Origin of the sequence: Paracoccus methylovorus (genome assembly GCF_016919705.1) — a bacterium.
Taxonomy (GTDB): domain Bacteria; phylum Pseudomonadota; class Alphaproteobacteria; order Rhodobacterales; family Rhodobacteraceae; genus Paracoccus; species Paracoccus methylovorus.
Genome location: NZ_CP070368.1, coordinates 1,107,972 through 1,122,892 on the forward strand (window position 1 = coordinate 1,107,972; position 14,921 = coordinate 1,122,892).

The 14,921-nt window shown below is 60.6% G+C and carries 14 protein-coding genes, 1 tRNA gene and 2 pseudogenes; 7 read left to right on the forward strand and 10 right to left on the reverse strand.

Annotated features, from left to right (window positions below; genetic code table 11):
- Positions 1-8 precede the first annotated feature (8 nt).
- The 4 genes from JWJ88_RS05540 to JWJ88_RS05555 all read right to left on the reverse strand — a co-directional run bounded on the left by JWJ88_RS05540 (position 9) and on the right by JWJ88_RS05555 (position 5,958).
- Positions 9-1,142 (reverse strand): OpgC domain-containing protein, encoded by a 1,134-nt coding sequence (locus tag JWJ88_RS05540; protein WP_205293146.1) that lies wholly within the window; start codon positions 1,140-1,142, stop codon positions 9-11.
- A complete protein-coding gene (gene mdoH, locus JWJ88_RS05545) occupies positions 1,139-3,319 on the reverse strand; it encodes a glucans biosynthesis glucosyltransferase MdoH (RefSeq protein ID WP_240200101.1) in 2,181 nt (726 codons plus the stop codon). The genes JWJ88_RS05540 and mdoH overlap by 4 nt, the downstream gene beginning before the upstream one ends.
- On the reverse strand, positions 3,316-4,896 hold the full coding sequence (locus JWJ88_RS05550; RefSeq protein WP_205293147.1) for a glucan biosynthesis protein: 1,581 nt from the start codon (positions 4,894-4,896) through the stop codon (positions 3,316-3,318). Before JWJ88_RS05550 ends, mdoH begins: the two co-directional genes overlap by 4 nt.
- Before the next feature lie 189 nt (positions 4,897-5,085).
- Positions 5,086-5,958 carry a hypothetical protein gene (locus tag JWJ88_RS05555; RefSeq protein ID WP_205293148.1) on the reverse strand — a complete coding sequence of 291 codons (873 nt, stop codon included), beginning with the start codon at positions 5,956-5,958 and terminating at the stop codon, positions 5,086-5,088.
- Between the two features lie 128 nt (positions 5,959-6,086).
- On the opposite strand from JWJ88_RS05555, the gene JWJ88_RS05560 reads away from it, so the two are divergent.
- The 5 genes and pseudogenes from JWJ88_RS05560 (at position 6,087) to JWJ88_RS05580 (ending at position 9,873) form a co-directional block, all read left to right on the forward strand.
- Complete coding sequence (locus JWJ88_RS05560) at positions 6,087-6,494, forward strand: PepSY domain-containing protein (RefSeq protein ID WP_205293149.1); 408 nt, start codon at positions 6,087-6,089, stop codon at positions 6,492-6,494.
- Positions 6,491-7,153, forward strand: a complete 663-nt coding sequence (locus tag JWJ88_RS05565) for a response regulator transcription factor (protein WP_205293150.1) — start codon at positions 6,491-6,493, stop codon at positions 7,151-7,153. The genes JWJ88_RS05560 and JWJ88_RS05565 overlap by 4 nt, the downstream gene beginning before the upstream one ends.
- Entirely contained in the window at positions 7,150-8,490 is a 1,341-nt protein-coding gene (locus JWJ88_RS05570; RefSeq protein ID WP_205293151.1) for a sensor histidine kinase, read from the forward strand. The genes JWJ88_RS05565 and JWJ88_RS05570 overlap by 4 nt, the downstream gene beginning before the upstream one ends.
- 46 nt (positions 8,491-8,536) lie before the next feature.
- Positions 8,537-8,626 (forward strand) — tRNA-Ser (locus tag JWJ88_RS05575).
- Positions 8,627-9,112: 486 nt separating this feature from the next.
- Positions 9,113-9,873 (forward strand): annotated as a pseudogene (locus tag JWJ88_RS05580) (IS5 family transposase).
- A 149-nt stretch (positions 9,874-10,022) separates the two neighbouring features.
- Here JWJ88_RS05580 and JWJ88_RS05585 read toward each other — a convergent pair.
- Both JWJ88_RS05585 and JWJ88_RS22125 read right to left on the reverse strand, forming a co-directional pair.
- Positions 10,023-10,172 carry a hypothetical protein gene (locus JWJ88_RS05585; RefSeq protein ID WP_205293152.1) on the reverse strand — a complete coding sequence of 50 codons (150 nt, stop codon included), beginning with the start codon at positions 10,170-10,172 and terminating at the stop codon, positions 10,023-10,025.
- Between the two features lie 160 nt (positions 10,173-10,332).
- Positions 10,333-10,728 carry a phage tail tape measure protein gene (locus JWJ88_RS22125; protein WP_407673840.1) on the reverse strand — a complete coding sequence of 132 codons (396 nt, stop codon included), beginning with the start codon at positions 10,726-10,728 and terminating at the stop codon, positions 10,333-10,335.
- A gap of 85 nt (positions 10,729-10,813) precedes the next feature.
- Between JWJ88_RS22125 and JWJ88_RS05595 the strand changes: the two genes are divergently transcribed.
- Positions 10,814-11,583 (forward strand): IS5-like element ISPak1 family transposase gene (locus JWJ88_RS05595; RefSeq protein WP_240200102.1). Its coding sequence is split into 2 segments (ribosomal slippage): positions 10,814-11,150 and positions 11,150-11,583, totalling 771 coding nucleotides; the frame shifts between segments, so codons are not numbered across the junction.
- Between the two features lie 20 nt (positions 11,584-11,603).
- Positions 11,604-11,924 (forward strand): annotated as a pseudogene (locus JWJ88_RS05600) (transposase domain-containing protein); the annotation flags it as partial.
- 382 nt (positions 11,925-12,306) lie between these two features.
- Here the strand turns inward: JWJ88_RS05600 and JWJ88_RS05605 are convergent.
- The 4 genes from JWJ88_RS05605 to JWJ88_RS05620 all read right to left on the reverse strand — a co-directional run bounded on the left by JWJ88_RS05605 (position 12,307) and on the right by JWJ88_RS05620 (position 14,774).
- On the reverse strand, positions 12,307-13,101 hold the full coding sequence (locus JWJ88_RS05605) for a DUF1217 domain-containing protein (protein WP_205293153.1): 795 nt from the start codon (positions 13,099-13,101) through the stop codon (positions 12,307-12,309).
- 205 nt (positions 13,102-13,306) lie between these two features.
- Complete coding sequence (locus JWJ88_RS22050; RefSeq protein WP_322983526.1) at positions 13,307-13,501, reverse strand: flagellar biosynthesis repressor FlbT; 195 nt, start codon at positions 13,499-13,501, stop codon at positions 13,307-13,309.
- Positions 13,501-13,866 (reverse strand): flagellar biosynthesis regulator FlaF, encoded by a 366-nt coding sequence (locus JWJ88_RS05615; RefSeq protein ID WP_205293154.1) that lies wholly within the window; start codon positions 13,864-13,866, stop codon positions 13,501-13,503. The genes JWJ88_RS22050 and JWJ88_RS05615 overlap by 1 nt, the downstream gene beginning before the upstream one ends.
- A gap of 65 nt (positions 13,867-13,931) precedes the next feature.
- Complete coding sequence (locus JWJ88_RS05620; RefSeq protein WP_205293155.1) at positions 13,932-14,774, reverse strand: flagellin N-terminal helical domain-containing protein; 843 nt, start codon at positions 14,772-14,774, stop codon at positions 13,932-13,934.
- Positions 14,775-14,921 lie beyond the last annotated feature (147 nt).

The window sequence follows — 14,921 nt, forward strand, 5'->3', positions numbered from 1 at the left end:
CCGGCGGCTTAATCCAGCCCGAGGCGTGCCCGCAATGGCGGCAACCACCCCTCGCGCCGCATCCATATCGCTGCGATGACCCAAAAGGCGGTGATCAGCCAGATGTCGATGGCCAGCCGCAACCACAGGTTTGCCGGACCCGGCTGCACCGTCATATCCAGCGCGTCGCCCCAGATCGACAACATCACGCAGACGATAAAGGAAAACAATCCGCCGCGCCCGATCTCGGCCAGCGCCTCGCCCGGGACGGTGGCGGCCATCCACGCGAAAGGCCGCGCCAGCGGCACCGCGACGATCCAGCTTGCCGCCAGAATGGTGATGAAGCGCACGAAATCCAGCGACCACTTGTCGATGCCGCCGGTGATCTGGCGCAGGAACAGGCTGACCGGCTTGGCGGGGGCGCCGATCCTCCAGCTCACGACGATCACGAGGCTGAACAGCAGCACCCCCACCGAAGCCCAGGTCAGCAAAGCTGAGTGGCGTCGAAGCACCGGCATGATCCTGTCGCGAAAGGCCCCCATCGCCACGCCGGCAAAGAACAGCAACTGCCAGCCGAAAGGGTTGAACAACAGACCCGGCCCCGGCCGCTGGTTCGGGATCAGCGCGTTCAGCGGCTGCGCAAAGATCCAGATCGCCACGGACACCGCCATGGCCAGCCATGGCCAGCGCAAAAGGAACGGCACCGTCAAGGGAACGGTCGCGATCAGCAGCACATAAAGCGCCAGCACATCCAGCAGGTTCGGCTGCATCCACATCAACGCCACCGTGGCGACATAGCCGATGGGATGCTCGACGATCCAGCGCGCATATTGGAACCAGACCGCGGTATGGTTCAGTTGCAGCTTGAACAGCAGCGCCGAGAACAGTGCCAGCAGGATGGCCCCTGCGATAAGCGCCAGCCAGACTTGCACCGCGCGGCGCAGAAACCGCAGTTGGGCGGCGCGCAGGCCCTGACGCGCCTCGACCTTGACCCAGACCATGCCGACCAGAAAACCCGACAGCAGCACGAACAGCTCGGCCGCATCGAATACGGCGAAATTGGTCAGCGTCAGGTTGCGCAGCACCCCGATCGGCATGTGGTCCAGCATGATGCAGACCAGCGCATAGCCGCGCAGCATGTCCAAAGCGGCGATACGTTTCATGCGGGCAGCTTCGAAAAGGCTTCGATCAGCGCGCGGTTCTCGACCAGCGCCAGTTGCTCGGACGGGTCAAGAAAGCCAAGCGCCTGCGTCTGCGAGGCGGCATGGGCGATCTTGGCTTCGGCCGAAATGGCGTCCAGCCGCTCTTCCACCGGCCCATGCGGATTATCCGGCAAAAGTCCCAGGATGCGCGCGCGCAATGCTGCGTCCTGCCCCAAGGCGCCCAGTCCTGACGGCAGGTCGCCGCCGATGCGGAAATCCAGCGCATGGGCTGCGGTCAGCACCTCGGGCGGCTGGCGTTCTTCGGGCGTGACCAGCAGGCCCTGCCGGCGCGCCCAACGGCCGAAGACCGGACTTGCCGACCAGCGCGAAGTCAGAGGCGACAGGATCAGCCCCGCCAGAATCGGCGACAACCACACCAGTTGCCACGGCGCCAGGAACGCCAGCACGATCAAGGTCGCCAACCCGGTCACGACATGGATGGCATGGCGCCGCAGCACCACGCTCCACGGCGGGACCTGACCGGCCCTGACCTGTGCCTCCCAACCGGAATCGCGGCCGCGCAGTATCTCGATGATCTGCCGGGTCTGGATCAGCATCTGAACCGGCGCAATCAGGGCAGAAAGGACGATCTCGAACATGGCCGAGGCCAAAAGCCGCGCATTACCCCCCGAATCCTTGGCCAGAGGCCGCAGCCACGCCCGGAAGATCGCGATGAATTTCGGCACCAGCAGACAGGACATGGCAGCCACGAACAGCCACAGCATCCGCACCGGGTCGAACGTCGGCCATGTCGGGAAAAGCTGATAGGTCTGCGGAAAGTAATCCGGGCGCGACAGCAGAACATTGGCTGACAGCGCAAGGCCGACAAGGATCATCGCCAGCCAGATCGGAGACATCAGAAAACCCAGAATGCCGATGACGAAGTGCACCCGGCTGATCCAGGCGAAACCGCGCGAAAAGATCAGCCGCGCATGTTGCAGGTTGCCCTGCGCCCAGCGGCGTTCGCGCACGGCCATATCCAGCAACGTGGGCGGGCAACCCTCGAAGCTTTGGCGCAGATCGTGATCCAGCCGCACCTTCCAGCCAGCACGGCGCAACAGCGCGGCCTCGACGAAATCATGGCTCAGGATGGCGCCGCCGAAGGGCGGCTTGCCCGGCAGTTCCGGCAAGCCGCAACATTGCGCGAAAGCACTGACACGGATGATCGCGTTATGGCCCCAGAAGTTGCCACTGTCGCCCGACCATGCCGCGACGCCGCGGGCGATGGCCGGGCCATAGATGCGGCCGGCGAATTGCGTCAGCCGGGCAAAGATGGTCTGGCCGCCGACCAGCATCGGCATGGTCTGGATCAGGCCGATGGCCGGATCGGCGTTCATCCGCGCGGACAAGGTCTTGATCGTCGCGGCGCCGACGACACTGTCGGCATCCAGCACAACCAGTTGGTCATAGCGCCCGCCCCAGCGGCGCACGAATTCGCCGACATTGCCGGCCTTGCGGCCCCGGTTGCTGCTGCGGCGCCGATACCAGACCGGTACCGGAGATATGTCGCGCAAGCGGCTGATCGCCGTCATCTCTTCCAGCACGGCATCGGGATCATAGCTGTCGGAAAGGACAAAGATCTCGGCCCGATCACCCAGACCCTCGCGGAAAAGGTCGCGCGCCAAGGCGGCAAGCAAACCTGCCGTCGCCGCCGCGTTTTCGTGATAGACCGGCATGACCACGGCGATCCTTGCGTCGTTCGGTCCATCGGGCGTGCGCAGGCGACGCGCGAAAATACCCGCCATCATCGAGGTAAAGGAAAATCCGACCCAGGTGAACGTCACCGCGAACAGCACCAGCAACACCGATTGCAGCAAGGTCACGTTCGAGCCGAAGGTCAGCACCATCTGCCGCCAGCCGATCCAGGCAATCGCCGCCGCGCCGCCAAAGGCAACCAGCCGCGCGGCAATGGCGCCGAGTCCGGGCCAGCGGCTGTCGGGCCCCATGGGCGGACGGGCGCGGAAATCCTGCTCGGGCATGTCCAGCGGCGCCTCGGGCGGCGTGGCCGGTCCCTGTGGCTGCGGCAGATCCAGCGCCACCCACCCCTCCTCGGCCGAAAGCGGCAAGTTCCGCGCCTTGCTGGCCGGATAAGATCCCGGCTGGCTTGTGGTCTCGCTCACCTCGTTCACGTCGATCACTCGCGTGTCCAGCGGGCGATCCACGTCTCGCTGAGCGGACCTTCCGGTCCATTGAGCACCGCCGACAGATCGGCCAGCTTGGCGCCCTCGGGCAAAAACTCAAAGGCCAGACGCATCCGGCCCTGTTCGGGCAGACGCAGCAGGTAACTGTGCCCGATCCGCCCGGCCGAGGCGCGCAACTGCGGCACCGGATCATCAGACCCAAACAGCCCCAGTTCAAAATCGACGATATAGGTGCGGGCGTTGGAATTGTTGATCGCCCGACCTGACATGGTTTCCATCACGCGAGAAATCGGCGCACTATCAGGTATTTCCGCGCCGAATGTCAGAATATAGTTGAAGTCGTAGCGATTGCCTTTGACCAGCGGATCGCCCGGCTGCCAGAACGCCACGATATTGTCGTTGAACTCGTTTTCGACCGGAATCTCGATCAGTGTCACCGCGCCTTTGCCCCAGCTGTCCTGCGGCGCGATCCAGGCCGAAGGACGTCTTTCATAGCGCGCCTCGGCATCCTTGTAGGATTCGAAATCCCGTGCCCGTTGTGCCAGGCCAAAACCCATCGGGTCATTGTCCATGAACGCCGAGACCTGCAGGGTGCTGTGCGCCGAAAGCACCCGCCAAAGCCTCTGTTCGCTGCCGGTCAGCATCTGCAACCCGTCGCTGTCATGCACGGCTGGGCGGTAATCGTCCACGCGCGACCTGTCGGTCGGACCGAACCAATACATCGAGGTCAGCGGCGCAATGCCGGCGTTGCGCATGTCGCGGCGCGGGAACAGCGCCACGCGGGTATCGAAAACCGTTTCGGCGCCCGGTGTGATGCGGAACTCGAACGCACCCGAAACCGAACGGCTGTCCAGAAGCGCATGGACCAGCACCGAACGGTCCTGCGGTCCCGGCTTGTGGATCCAAAAGCCGCGAAACAGCGGAAACTCCTCGCCCTCGGGGCTGCCGGTGCCGATGGCAAGACCGCGCGCAGACAGGCCGTAAAGCGTGCCGCGCGATACGGCGCGGAAATAACTGGCGCCCTGAAAGACCGCGATTTCGTCCATGACGTCGGGTCGGTTCAGCGGCGCCCGGATGCGGAAACCGGACCACCCCATGTTCCCCAGCGTTTCATAGTCCACGCCATCAGGGAACTGCGCAGGGTCGAAGTCGAACATATGCGGGTCGAACCTCAGGGGGATCGCCACGCCCTCATCGACCAGATTGATATCCACCGGCTCGTGGAAGATCGCGCCGGGCGGCAACAGGTCCAGCGCGAAATCGCGGCTGCCGGCCCAAGGATCGCGATCGCTGCGGAACCGAATACCGCGATATTGGTCATAGGTCAGGTTGCCGAAGGTGCCGATCAACTCGGCATCGCGATACTCATAGGGCTTGTCGGCCAGTTCCTTGGCCAAGGCCGCCACGTCCTCAAAGTCAAATGGCTTGGCCGCGGGTTCCTCGACCGGCTCGACCGCGGCTTCCGGCGCAGTTTCGGGGGCTTCCTGCGCAAAGGCCGCCCCGAGAGGGGATGACAGTGCGCTGACGGCCGTCATGGCCGCACCGGCAGAGATGACAAATTCGCGACGACGCATTGATCGACCCCTTATTCGGGCAGGAAAGCCCGGAAATTCCGAGGGGATTTCGCATTGCCGCGCGCATCAGGCAAGCCTTTTCGCGACCGAAGGCAGGGTCTTGCCGAGAGTTGATCGGAATTGAGCTGCCAAAGGGGCTGCGCCGGCCCGAAAGCCCGCGCAGCCCCATCGGCCTGTAGCCAAGCAGCCTTAGAGGTTGATTTCCCGCTTGACCTGCCCTTTCGGGCTAAGTTCGACCTTGACCGGCTCGCCCTCGGGGTTGATTGCCTGCGCCATGATGCGAGGCCCGTCCTGCGTGATCTCACCGATCCGGCTGTAGCCAGCCGCCGTCAAGGCCATGCGGACTTCGCCGGGATCAAGCTGGGTCGGGGCCAGCGCGCCCTGACGCTGCGGCGCATCGGCAGCAGGCGGCTGGGGCGCGGCACCGGCCGGCGGCATGTCGCGACCCGGCCCCCGGTCTCCGCGCGGCCCGTGGTCGCGCCCGCGGTGATCGTCGCGGCGGTCGTGTCCGCGATGCGCGCGGCCCTTGTCACGGTGGTCACCCGGCCGCTTGCCCTGCCAGCCATCGCCACGATCCGCATCGCCCCGACCAAAGCGCATCAGGGTGCCATCCTGGGTAAAGGCGGCGCGAAGCTTGTTCTTTTCGCCATCCTGTCCGGCCAGCATCACGCCACGCTCGCCGGTAAACACCGCCTTGAGATCGCCCAGCTCGCCAAACACCGCGCTGTCGCGCACGGCCTGCGGCACAAGCTGATCGGTCAGTGCCTTCGGCAGGGTTGCCTCGCCCCGGGCGCGCAGTCCGCGAAGCTGGCCCTTGTCATCCAGCATGGCGTCGATCTGCGTGCCATCGGGCAGCTTGCCCTCGATCCGGGTGGCGCCGCGCGGGCCGCGCTTGCTGGTCACGTCGCTGAGCCCTGCATCCTTCAACGCCTGGGGCAGTTCCGCCGGTGCCTGTGCTTGGGCCGCAGGCGGCACGGCCGGCGTTTCTTGCGCAAGCACCGGCGCCGACAGGGCCGCCAACAGGGCCGAAAGCGCGATCGAGGTTGAGAGTTTTCTGCTCATCTCTGGTTCCTTCGTAATCGGGGCATCGTCAGCAGCCCCGGACGAATCGGTGATAGCGCCTCGCCGGTCAACCAAAGACCAACAACCCGTTTGGCTTTTGTTTGGATTTCGCCCATTAAATAGATCCAATGAAACGCTTGCGCATCATACTCTTGCCGCTTCTTGTCGCGCTGGCACTGGCGCTGGCGCTGCCCACCTTTGGCGATGATGACCGCCGGCACGATCACGATGCCCCCTGGCCCGAAGATTGGGCAACCGAGTTCGAAAGCCTCAAGCAGCATGATTTCCGCGTCCTGCCGCTCAAGCGCGCGGTCGAGATCGCAGGCGAAAGGTTCCGCGGCCGGCTGATTGCGGCGCGTATCGTGCCGCCGCGCCCCGATGAGCGTGCCCGCGGCGTGATCCTGGTGCATGAACTGCGCCTGCTCACGCCAAAGCGCGACGTGCTGATGATCCGGCTGGACGCGCATAGCGGTGATTTTCTGGAAGTGGCGGGCGCGGGACTGACCGATGCCCGCCGAAAGGACGACAAACCATGAAATGCCTGATCGTCGAGGATGATCCGACGCTGTCCTCGCAACTGGCTGCCGCAATGCGCGACGGCGGCTTTACCTGTGACATCGCCGCTGACGGAATACAGGGCGAATTTCTCGGTTCGACGGAAACCTACGATCTGGCCATCCTTGATCTGGGCCTGCCGGGCCTGCCGGGGATCGAGGTGCTGACGCGCTGGCGCGAAGGGAACGTGACCATGCCGGTGCTGATCCTGACCGCGCGCGGCGACTGGACCGACAAGGTGGCGGGCTTTCGCGCCGGGGCGGATGACTATGCGGTCAAGCCCTTTCGTCTGGAAGAGGTGGTGATCCGCGCCCAGACCCTTGTGCGCCGTGCTGCCGGCCATGCGCAGGCCGTCATCAAGGCCGGCCCCCTGCGGCTTGACACCCAACTGGGCATCATCACCCGCAACGGGCTTGCGTTGAAGCTGACCGCCTTCGAGACCCGTATCCTTGCCTATCTGATCCACCACCAGAACCGCGTGGTCAGCCGCAGCGAAATGTCGGATCACCTTTACGATTCCGCCGCTGACCGCGATTTCAAATCCATCGAGGTCGTGATCGGCCGCCTGCGCCGCAAGATCGGCGAGGGCCTGATCGAGACCCGGCGCGGCGAGGGCTACGTTCTGAGGACCGAGGCTTGATCCTGCCGCGCGATTCGATCCGCGCGCGGCTGCTCGGGCTTGCCGCGCTGCTGATCGGGGTGGCGCTGGTCGCGGGCTATCTGGCCATCGCCGCGATTTTGGAGGATTTCATTACCGGGCGTTTCGATGCCGAGACCGAGGCCATTGCCGATGCGCTGATCGCCGGCGCCGCGATTGATGCCGAGGGCCATTTGATCGCCGGTCCTGCCCCCACCGATCCGCGTTTCCAGATGCCGCTTTCAGGCTGGTTCTGGCAGCTGACGCAAGACGATCAGGTGATGGCGAAATCGCCTTCGCTTTTCGACAATGTGCTGAACCCGCCACAGGCCGATTTTCAGGGTGGCCCGGGCCTTGGTCCGGCGGGCGAGCCGCTGCGGGTCACGCGCCATCTCTTTACCCTGCCCGATTCCGCCTCGACACTGGCCGTGACTGTAACCGCCCCCCGGGCCGAGATCGACCTGGCCGTGGCGCGGCTGCGGCGACCGCTGGCCATCTCGCTTGCCGTTCTGGGCCTGGCGCTGGCGGCGGCCAGCGTGCTGCAGGTCGCGACGGGATTGCGCAGCCTGGACCGGCTTGGCCGCGATTTGCGCAGCATCCGCGCCGGCCGGACCGAGGCGCTGCCGCTGCCCGCCGTGGCCGAGTTGCGGCCCATCGCCACCGAGATCAATGCGCTTTTGGAGCAGAACCGCGCCGTGCTGGGCCGGGCGCGCGAACATGTCGGAAATCTCGCCCATTCGCTGAAAACGCCGCTGGCGGCGCTGGACAATGCCTTGCCGCCCGACCATCCTGGCCACAGCCTGATCGCACGCATGGATCGCCAGATCGGCTGGCACCTGAAGCGCGCCCGCAGCTCGGCCGCGCCCCGGCTTTTGGGGCAACGCACGCCGGTTGTGCCCGTGGTCGAGGACATCCTGTTGGTGCTTGGCGGTCCGATCCGCGATTCGGGCCTGCAGGTCGATATCCGGGCGGACAGCGATACCGCCTTTGCCGGCGAGCGGCAGGACCTTGAAGAAATGATCGGAAATCTGCTGGAAAATGCGGTGAAATGGACCTCGACTCGTGTCCGGATCACCGCCTTGCGCGAAGCCGACCAACTGCGCATCATGATCGAGGACGACGGCCCCGGCATGCCGGACGAAGATCACGCGCTTGCCCTGACGCGCGGTGCGCGGCTTGATGAGACGGGTCCCCCGGGCACCGGACTTGGCCTTGCCATCGTCGCCGATCTTGCCGCGCTGCATGGCGGAGAACTGACGCTGGAAAGCTCGGATTTGGGCGGGCTCAAGGCCGGTCTTCGTCTGCCTGCCGTGGTCCGGATCACCGCGCCGCGGGGCTAAATTCCTCTTGCCTAGCGCCCGATGCCGGCCTATCCCCTGCGGGCTTGGAAGCGTGGCCGAGTGGTTTAAGGCTCTGGTCTTGAAAACCAGCGTGGGGGAGACTCCACCGTGGGTTCGAATCCCACCGCTTCCGCCAGCTATCATTTTTTTATCAATAAAATCAGTAACTTAGAAGTCGATCGGTGGATTGCTTATCATCCCGCCTATCCAACCAGATTCAATGCGTCCCGATACGCCCGGCTACAGAATCATTGACACCATTGCAGGAACAAAATAGGAACAAATAGCGCCCGGCTCTCCCCTCCATCCCTCTGTAGCCGGGCGCGTTCCCCCGAACAGATCACGGCAAACATGGTCAGGCGCAGCACCCCCCAGCACAAGATAGATGACCCGGCGTTCCCGGTACGAATCTTCCTGCTTGTTCCACCGTACGGGTACGGCACAATGCTGGATGATGTGCACAGATGGCTAGACGAACAGCTTGGCCGGGATAACTATGCCATCCACAGCGGCGGGACGCTATCAAGCTGCCTAGGGCGTGTTGACAAAAGGGATTCACCGGGCGCGGTGATCGTGATTCAAGCTGGTATCTGCAATGGAGACCAGCGTGGCACGAAACCTGATGTCGAACGACGAGTGGGCGTTCTTTGAACGCTTCATCCTGGCTGTCCGTTCTCCGAACGGCCGCAAGCCCACGAACCATCGGCTTGTTCTGGATGGGATTTTCTGGATCGCCCGAACGGGGTCGCCCTGGCGCGACCTGCCGGAAGAGTTCGGCAAATGGTCGTCTGTCTATCGGCAGTTCCGGCGCTGGACGTTGGCGGGGCTGTGGGAACAGATCCTGGAGGCGCTGAACGAGAGCCGGATCGTGCCGGATGCGCTGCAGATGATCGACAGCACCGTGGTTCGCGCTCATCATCAGGCAGCGGGCGCAAAAGGGGGACTCCGCGCCAAGGTTTCGGCCGCTCGCGAGGTGGCTTCACGACCAAGATCCATCTGCGGGTCAATGCGGCAGGCCTGCCCATGAGAACCGAGATCACGGCCGGGCAGACATCGGACTACCTCGGCTTCGATCTGGTCATGGCTGACAACCTGCCCGAGCCAAGCGTTCTGCTCGCAGACCGCGGCTACGACTCCGACAACATCCGCAAGACCATGGAGGTGCGCGACGTGGTGCCGGTCATCCCCATGCGCAAAACCCGGAAGCTACGGGTCGCCGTTGACCGCAGGCTCTACCGCCTGCGCAATCTCGTTGAGCGGTGCTTCAACAAGCTCAAGAATGCCCGTCGCGTCGCCACCCGCTACGACAAGACCGCCGAAAGCTTCCTGGGCTTCATCGACATCACGTCGATCCGCCTCTGGCTCCGCCATTTGTCAACATGACCTAGATTCAATGGCTGTTTATTTCCGGCACCCTCGGCACGGCGCGGCGTTTCTCGACGCCTTTCCAAAGTTGGAACTTGCTGACGGCACCGCGCAGCCCGGTTACTCGTCGCCGGGCTTGCCGTTCGGAAGGGGCTGAATGCGCCGGATCAACCCGCCAGCCGTTCGGGTTCCTCGGCCTCAATCTGGTCCAAGACGTGTTGGCGAACAGCGCGCCAGTCGATTCCGACGATAGAACAAACCGTCTGCATGTCCCTGTCAGCGCCACGAAACCACGCCCGCGCCGTCTTTCGGATCATGCCGTCACGATCCGAACCGGGCGGAATCCAGCAGTCACGATAGGCTTGCAGTAACACCGCCGCCCATAGGTCACGGCACCCATAATTATCGGCTTCAACCATGAATTTAACCAATTTCTTAAATGAACCGCCCCGCCCGGTTACAGGCGGGGCGTGGGGTTTACCGGGCGTGGGGGTCGCGGTTGATTTCGGCAACACGCGCGGGCAGTTGGTCATTCATCTGGTCAATGGCTTGCGTCGTGACCTGAACAGCCATGTCCTTCGCCTCGGCACGAACCACAGGGCGGAACATATCACCTTCCTCGGCATAGACGGTTAGCGCCACTTCCACCTTGCCACCATCAGCCGAACCGCTGCGGCTAGCACGTTCGCCGTACATTTGGACGCCCAAGGAACCGTCAGGGCCGCGTTTCAACGGCATGACCGCCTCGGGACCAGCTTCGCCCATGACGCCCAAGCCAAAGCCGCCACCGTCCGCAAACTTGAAGGGCGTAGGGCTGTTCACGATGCTATTGGTAAACGCTGCACCCTTGGCGAACGGTTGAACGCCAGCCATCCCGACAACGCCACCGTTGGCTAGGGTCAGGACCCATTGATTTCAGCCGCGCGGCATGATTCAGGCTCCGCAAGGAGACTGGATCATGAGCAACCTTTTCTGGCTGACGGATGCGCAGATGGCCCGCCTTCAGCCGTTTTTCCCGAAGAGCCACGGCAAGCCGCGCGTCGATGACCGGCGTGTTCTCAGCGGCATTATCTTCATCAATCGCAATGGCTTGCGGTGGTGCGATGCGCCCAAGGAGTATGGTCCACCGAAGACCCTCTATAATCGTTGGAAGCGCTGGGGCGAGAAAGGCGTCTTCGCCCGGATGATGGAAGGCCTGGCCTCCGAGGCGGCCGTTCCGAAGACGGTGATGATAGACGCGACCTATCTGAAGGCGCATCGCACGGCCTCCAGCCTGCGGGCGAAAAAAGGGGGCCCGGCGACCAGAGGGGCCGCCTGATCGGCCGCACCAAAGGCGGCATGAACACCAAACTGCACGCCGTCACCGACGCTGATGGGCGGCCGATCCGGTTCTTCATGACTGCAGGTCAGGTGAGCGACTACAGCGGTGCTGCGGCCCTGTTGGGCAGCTTGCCGGCGGCAGAATGGCTGCTGGGCGACCGTGGCTATGATGCCGATTGGTTCAGAGATGCGTTGAAAGACAAGGGGATTAAGCCCTGCATACCGGGACGGAAGTCCCGTGGAAAACCCGTCAAGTATGACAAGCGCCGCTACAAACGCCGCAACCGGATCGAGATCATGTTCGGGCGGCTGAAGGACTGGCGACGGGTCGCAACCCGTTACGACAGATGCCCGAAGGTCTTCCTCTCAGCCATCGCCCTCGCCGCAACCGTCATGTTCTGGCTATGAATCGAGAACGAGTCCTGACCCTAGGCGAGGCGCTGGCCTATATCGCCAAATACCGCGACGGTCTCGGCCGCTTCTTGGCCGATGGCCGCGTCGAACTCGATAGCAACACCGTCGAGCGCACGATCCGCCCCATCGCGCTCAATCGCAAGAACGCCCTCTTCGCTGGCCACGACGCCGGAGCTGAAAGCTGGGCCGTCATCGCCTCGCTCATCGAGACCTGCAAAATGAACGGCGTCGATCCCCACGCTTGGCTGACAACCGCGCTCACTGCCATCGTCAAAGGTCACAAACAGAGCAACATCCAAGATCTGCTCCCGTGGAACTACGCCGCCACCCTGTGATCGGAACACCGCTTACGGGCTTCCTCTATCTGGTCGCCGTCATGGACTGGTTCACCCGCAAGGTTCTGGCCTGGCGCTCGAGCGCGGCCGTAATTGTCGACCTGATGGCTATCGGCCGCTGGTAGTGAGGTATCAAATGATAATCACCCTATCCCCGCAACTGAGAGCCGCCCCATCGTAGTGTCAGTGACCGGCGATGTGATCGAGATCGGCGGCACCGCCTACTACTTCGGCCCGTTGCCAGAGGGCGCAGTCCTGCCGCATGAGGCAGTGGACTGCCCTTGGCTGGCGTCAGGCGTGACCCAGGCCGAGCAGATATGCCTGACGCTGATCCCGCCGCACCCCCATCAAGAAATGGAGACGAGACAACGCATACAAAGATTTACCTGTGCCACGAGCTCAACAATGTTAACGCATTGGCATATCGAGATCCGATAGAAGATACGCGAATTTGGTCGCGCAAAAGGAACATTCTAAGAATAGAATCCAAATTACCCTGCACTTTAAACTGACTCACACTATCATCACCAAGGAACCTTCCAGTTCTATCCTTCAATTCAAAAAGCTGTCGATCTATGGGAAGCGATGCAAATCTGTCCCCAAGCCCAAAAGCCACCTCAAATATCCGTCGCAAAGGCTTGGAAGCGAGTATCTGGTACCACTTCGCATTCTCACTTAAATCGGACTCCGAAACATCCTTAAGCTCTCGTTGTGCATTTAACGCCAACTCAATTTCAGAATATCTTTCCCCAATATTCTTCTCGAATGATCTGGTTTCGTATTTCTCGATAATTTCAGAAATATTCAGCGCCTCCCGCGACCTTTCACCTGAAGCATTCAACAACATGGCTTGATTCATTCTTAGATAGCGCTTATCCGTCAATCTATTTACCAAGCTTGCCTTATCGTCCGGGTCAGACTCTAAAATCTTCCTTATAAAGAATTTATTATTTGCATCAGAATCCAAGCCAAACGCGCGCAAAGTAACCGTCAATAACCTATGATCACCAACGAGCTGCTCTGCCGTTTTCACACCAGGCATCTTGTACGAAAAATAGTCCTTCGATGATTTTATCTCCAAACCCTGTAGAAATACGTCCCGCTGCCTCGGCATAGTACGTTCGAGAATTTTCCAACCTGTATAACCACCGAACCCAACTTGAACATTGTAGCTCATACATCACCTATAGTTGCTAATTTAACCTCTCTTGGAAGAAGTGTCTTGAGCTTTATAAATGCCTTATAATAATAATCTCTAATTACCGCGGCATATGCTTGGGCAAGAATATCTTGACTATCGATATCACAAAAAACCTGAGATAGTTGTTCAGTACCTATAAGGGCCTGCCGACTGCCCTCATCGTCGTCAGCATCCCCAGTAATCAGCGCTGACAGATATAGCAGATTCGCAAAACTGGCGAGTTAATATCGGCGAGGTGAATAGCATCCCTCAACCGAAGGATGCGGGTATTTGGTGTAAGAATGGCTATTTTTGATCGCTCATCCCCATTTTCTAAAATGGAGTCATTGATTAACACCCGTTCTTTGGGAGCAAGCTTAAGCAGAAGTCCCGCCATCAACCCATATCCCCACGCAAGCCCTTCATAATACTAATATTAATTTCCACAAGCGGATCAGCAGAAACCTTATCGGACAAAATTTTTCGCCCAAGCTTGAGCGAAAAAAATGCTAACGACAATAGACCTGCCTTTACATCCGCAGGCAGGTTATTTTCTGAGTGAGTAAGATCCGTGATGATGATTGTCCAAAGCTGACTGTTTGCATTCACAGCCTCAATCATAGCAAATCGACCCGAATCCCCAATCGCAGCTGTCAATTCTTTAGTTATTTTTGAGAATACAAAATATTCGTTGTCCCGGGAAGTTCTAATATACTGCGATCCGTATCCACTGATAGTTTCTTTAGTAGATGCAAGTTTCACGGCAAAGGACCTATTCTAGACCTTATGCAAGATAAGGGCGCCCATTATAGGGCGCCCTTCCTTCGTTAGCGGAATAGCGCCAAGATTGTCTGCGGAGCCTGGTTGGCAATCGACAATGCCTGTACGCCCAGCTGCTGTTGTGTCTGCAGCGCCTGCAGACGAGCCGAAGCTTCTTCCATATCAGCATCTACAAGCGCGCCCACCCCTACCATCAGTGAGTCAGCCAATTTGGACACAAAGTTCGACTGATCGTTGATCCGCTTTGCCGCCGTACCAAGCGCAGTCCCGCCCTTCGTGGCAACGTCGATCAGCGCCTCGATTTCACCGATGGCCGTCAAGGCAGTAGCGCTATCCGTGATAGTCGTGATCGTGGCGCCCTCAATATCTCCTTCAAAGTCAACAGAGTCTACTGTGATTTTCTGAGCCGTGGTAGCAACAGTTCCCGAGGTCCGGTCCAGAGAAGCCAATACGGTAAAAGAGGTAGCAGCCCCAATCGGGTTGGTTTTGAGAAGATTCACTCCATTCATCTGAGTTCCAGAAATGATGGAATCAATCTGATTCTTCAGCTCAGCGATTTGAGCATCAACAATGTCGAAAGGATTTGCATCGCTACCTGCGCTGATAGCGAGATCTTTCATGTCAATGAGAAGTTTTTGAATTTGCTCAGCACCCGAGCGAGCAGTTGCAACAACAGCTTCCGCAAGATTCAAGTTGCTTTGAAGCGCCTTGAACGCGGACTGATCAGATTCCATGACCTTAGAGATAGCCCAGACAGCTGCGTTATCTTGCGCATTTGCAACTTTTTTCCCAGTCGAGATATCATTCTGGGCCTTTGTCAGGTTCGCGTTGATCCCCTTCAGGGTTTGCAGCGCGACCATCGCACCATTATTAGTCAGAATGCTGGACATTTTTAATCTCCATTATGGGGCAATTTTACCCATTTCAAATATAATCGGCCTTCTGGCCTGCGGGGCGAACCCGATGACCTTCGTCACGTCATCGGTCTATCCGCCTTTCATGAATAAACCCCTGACAAAGATCCGGAAGCAATCAAA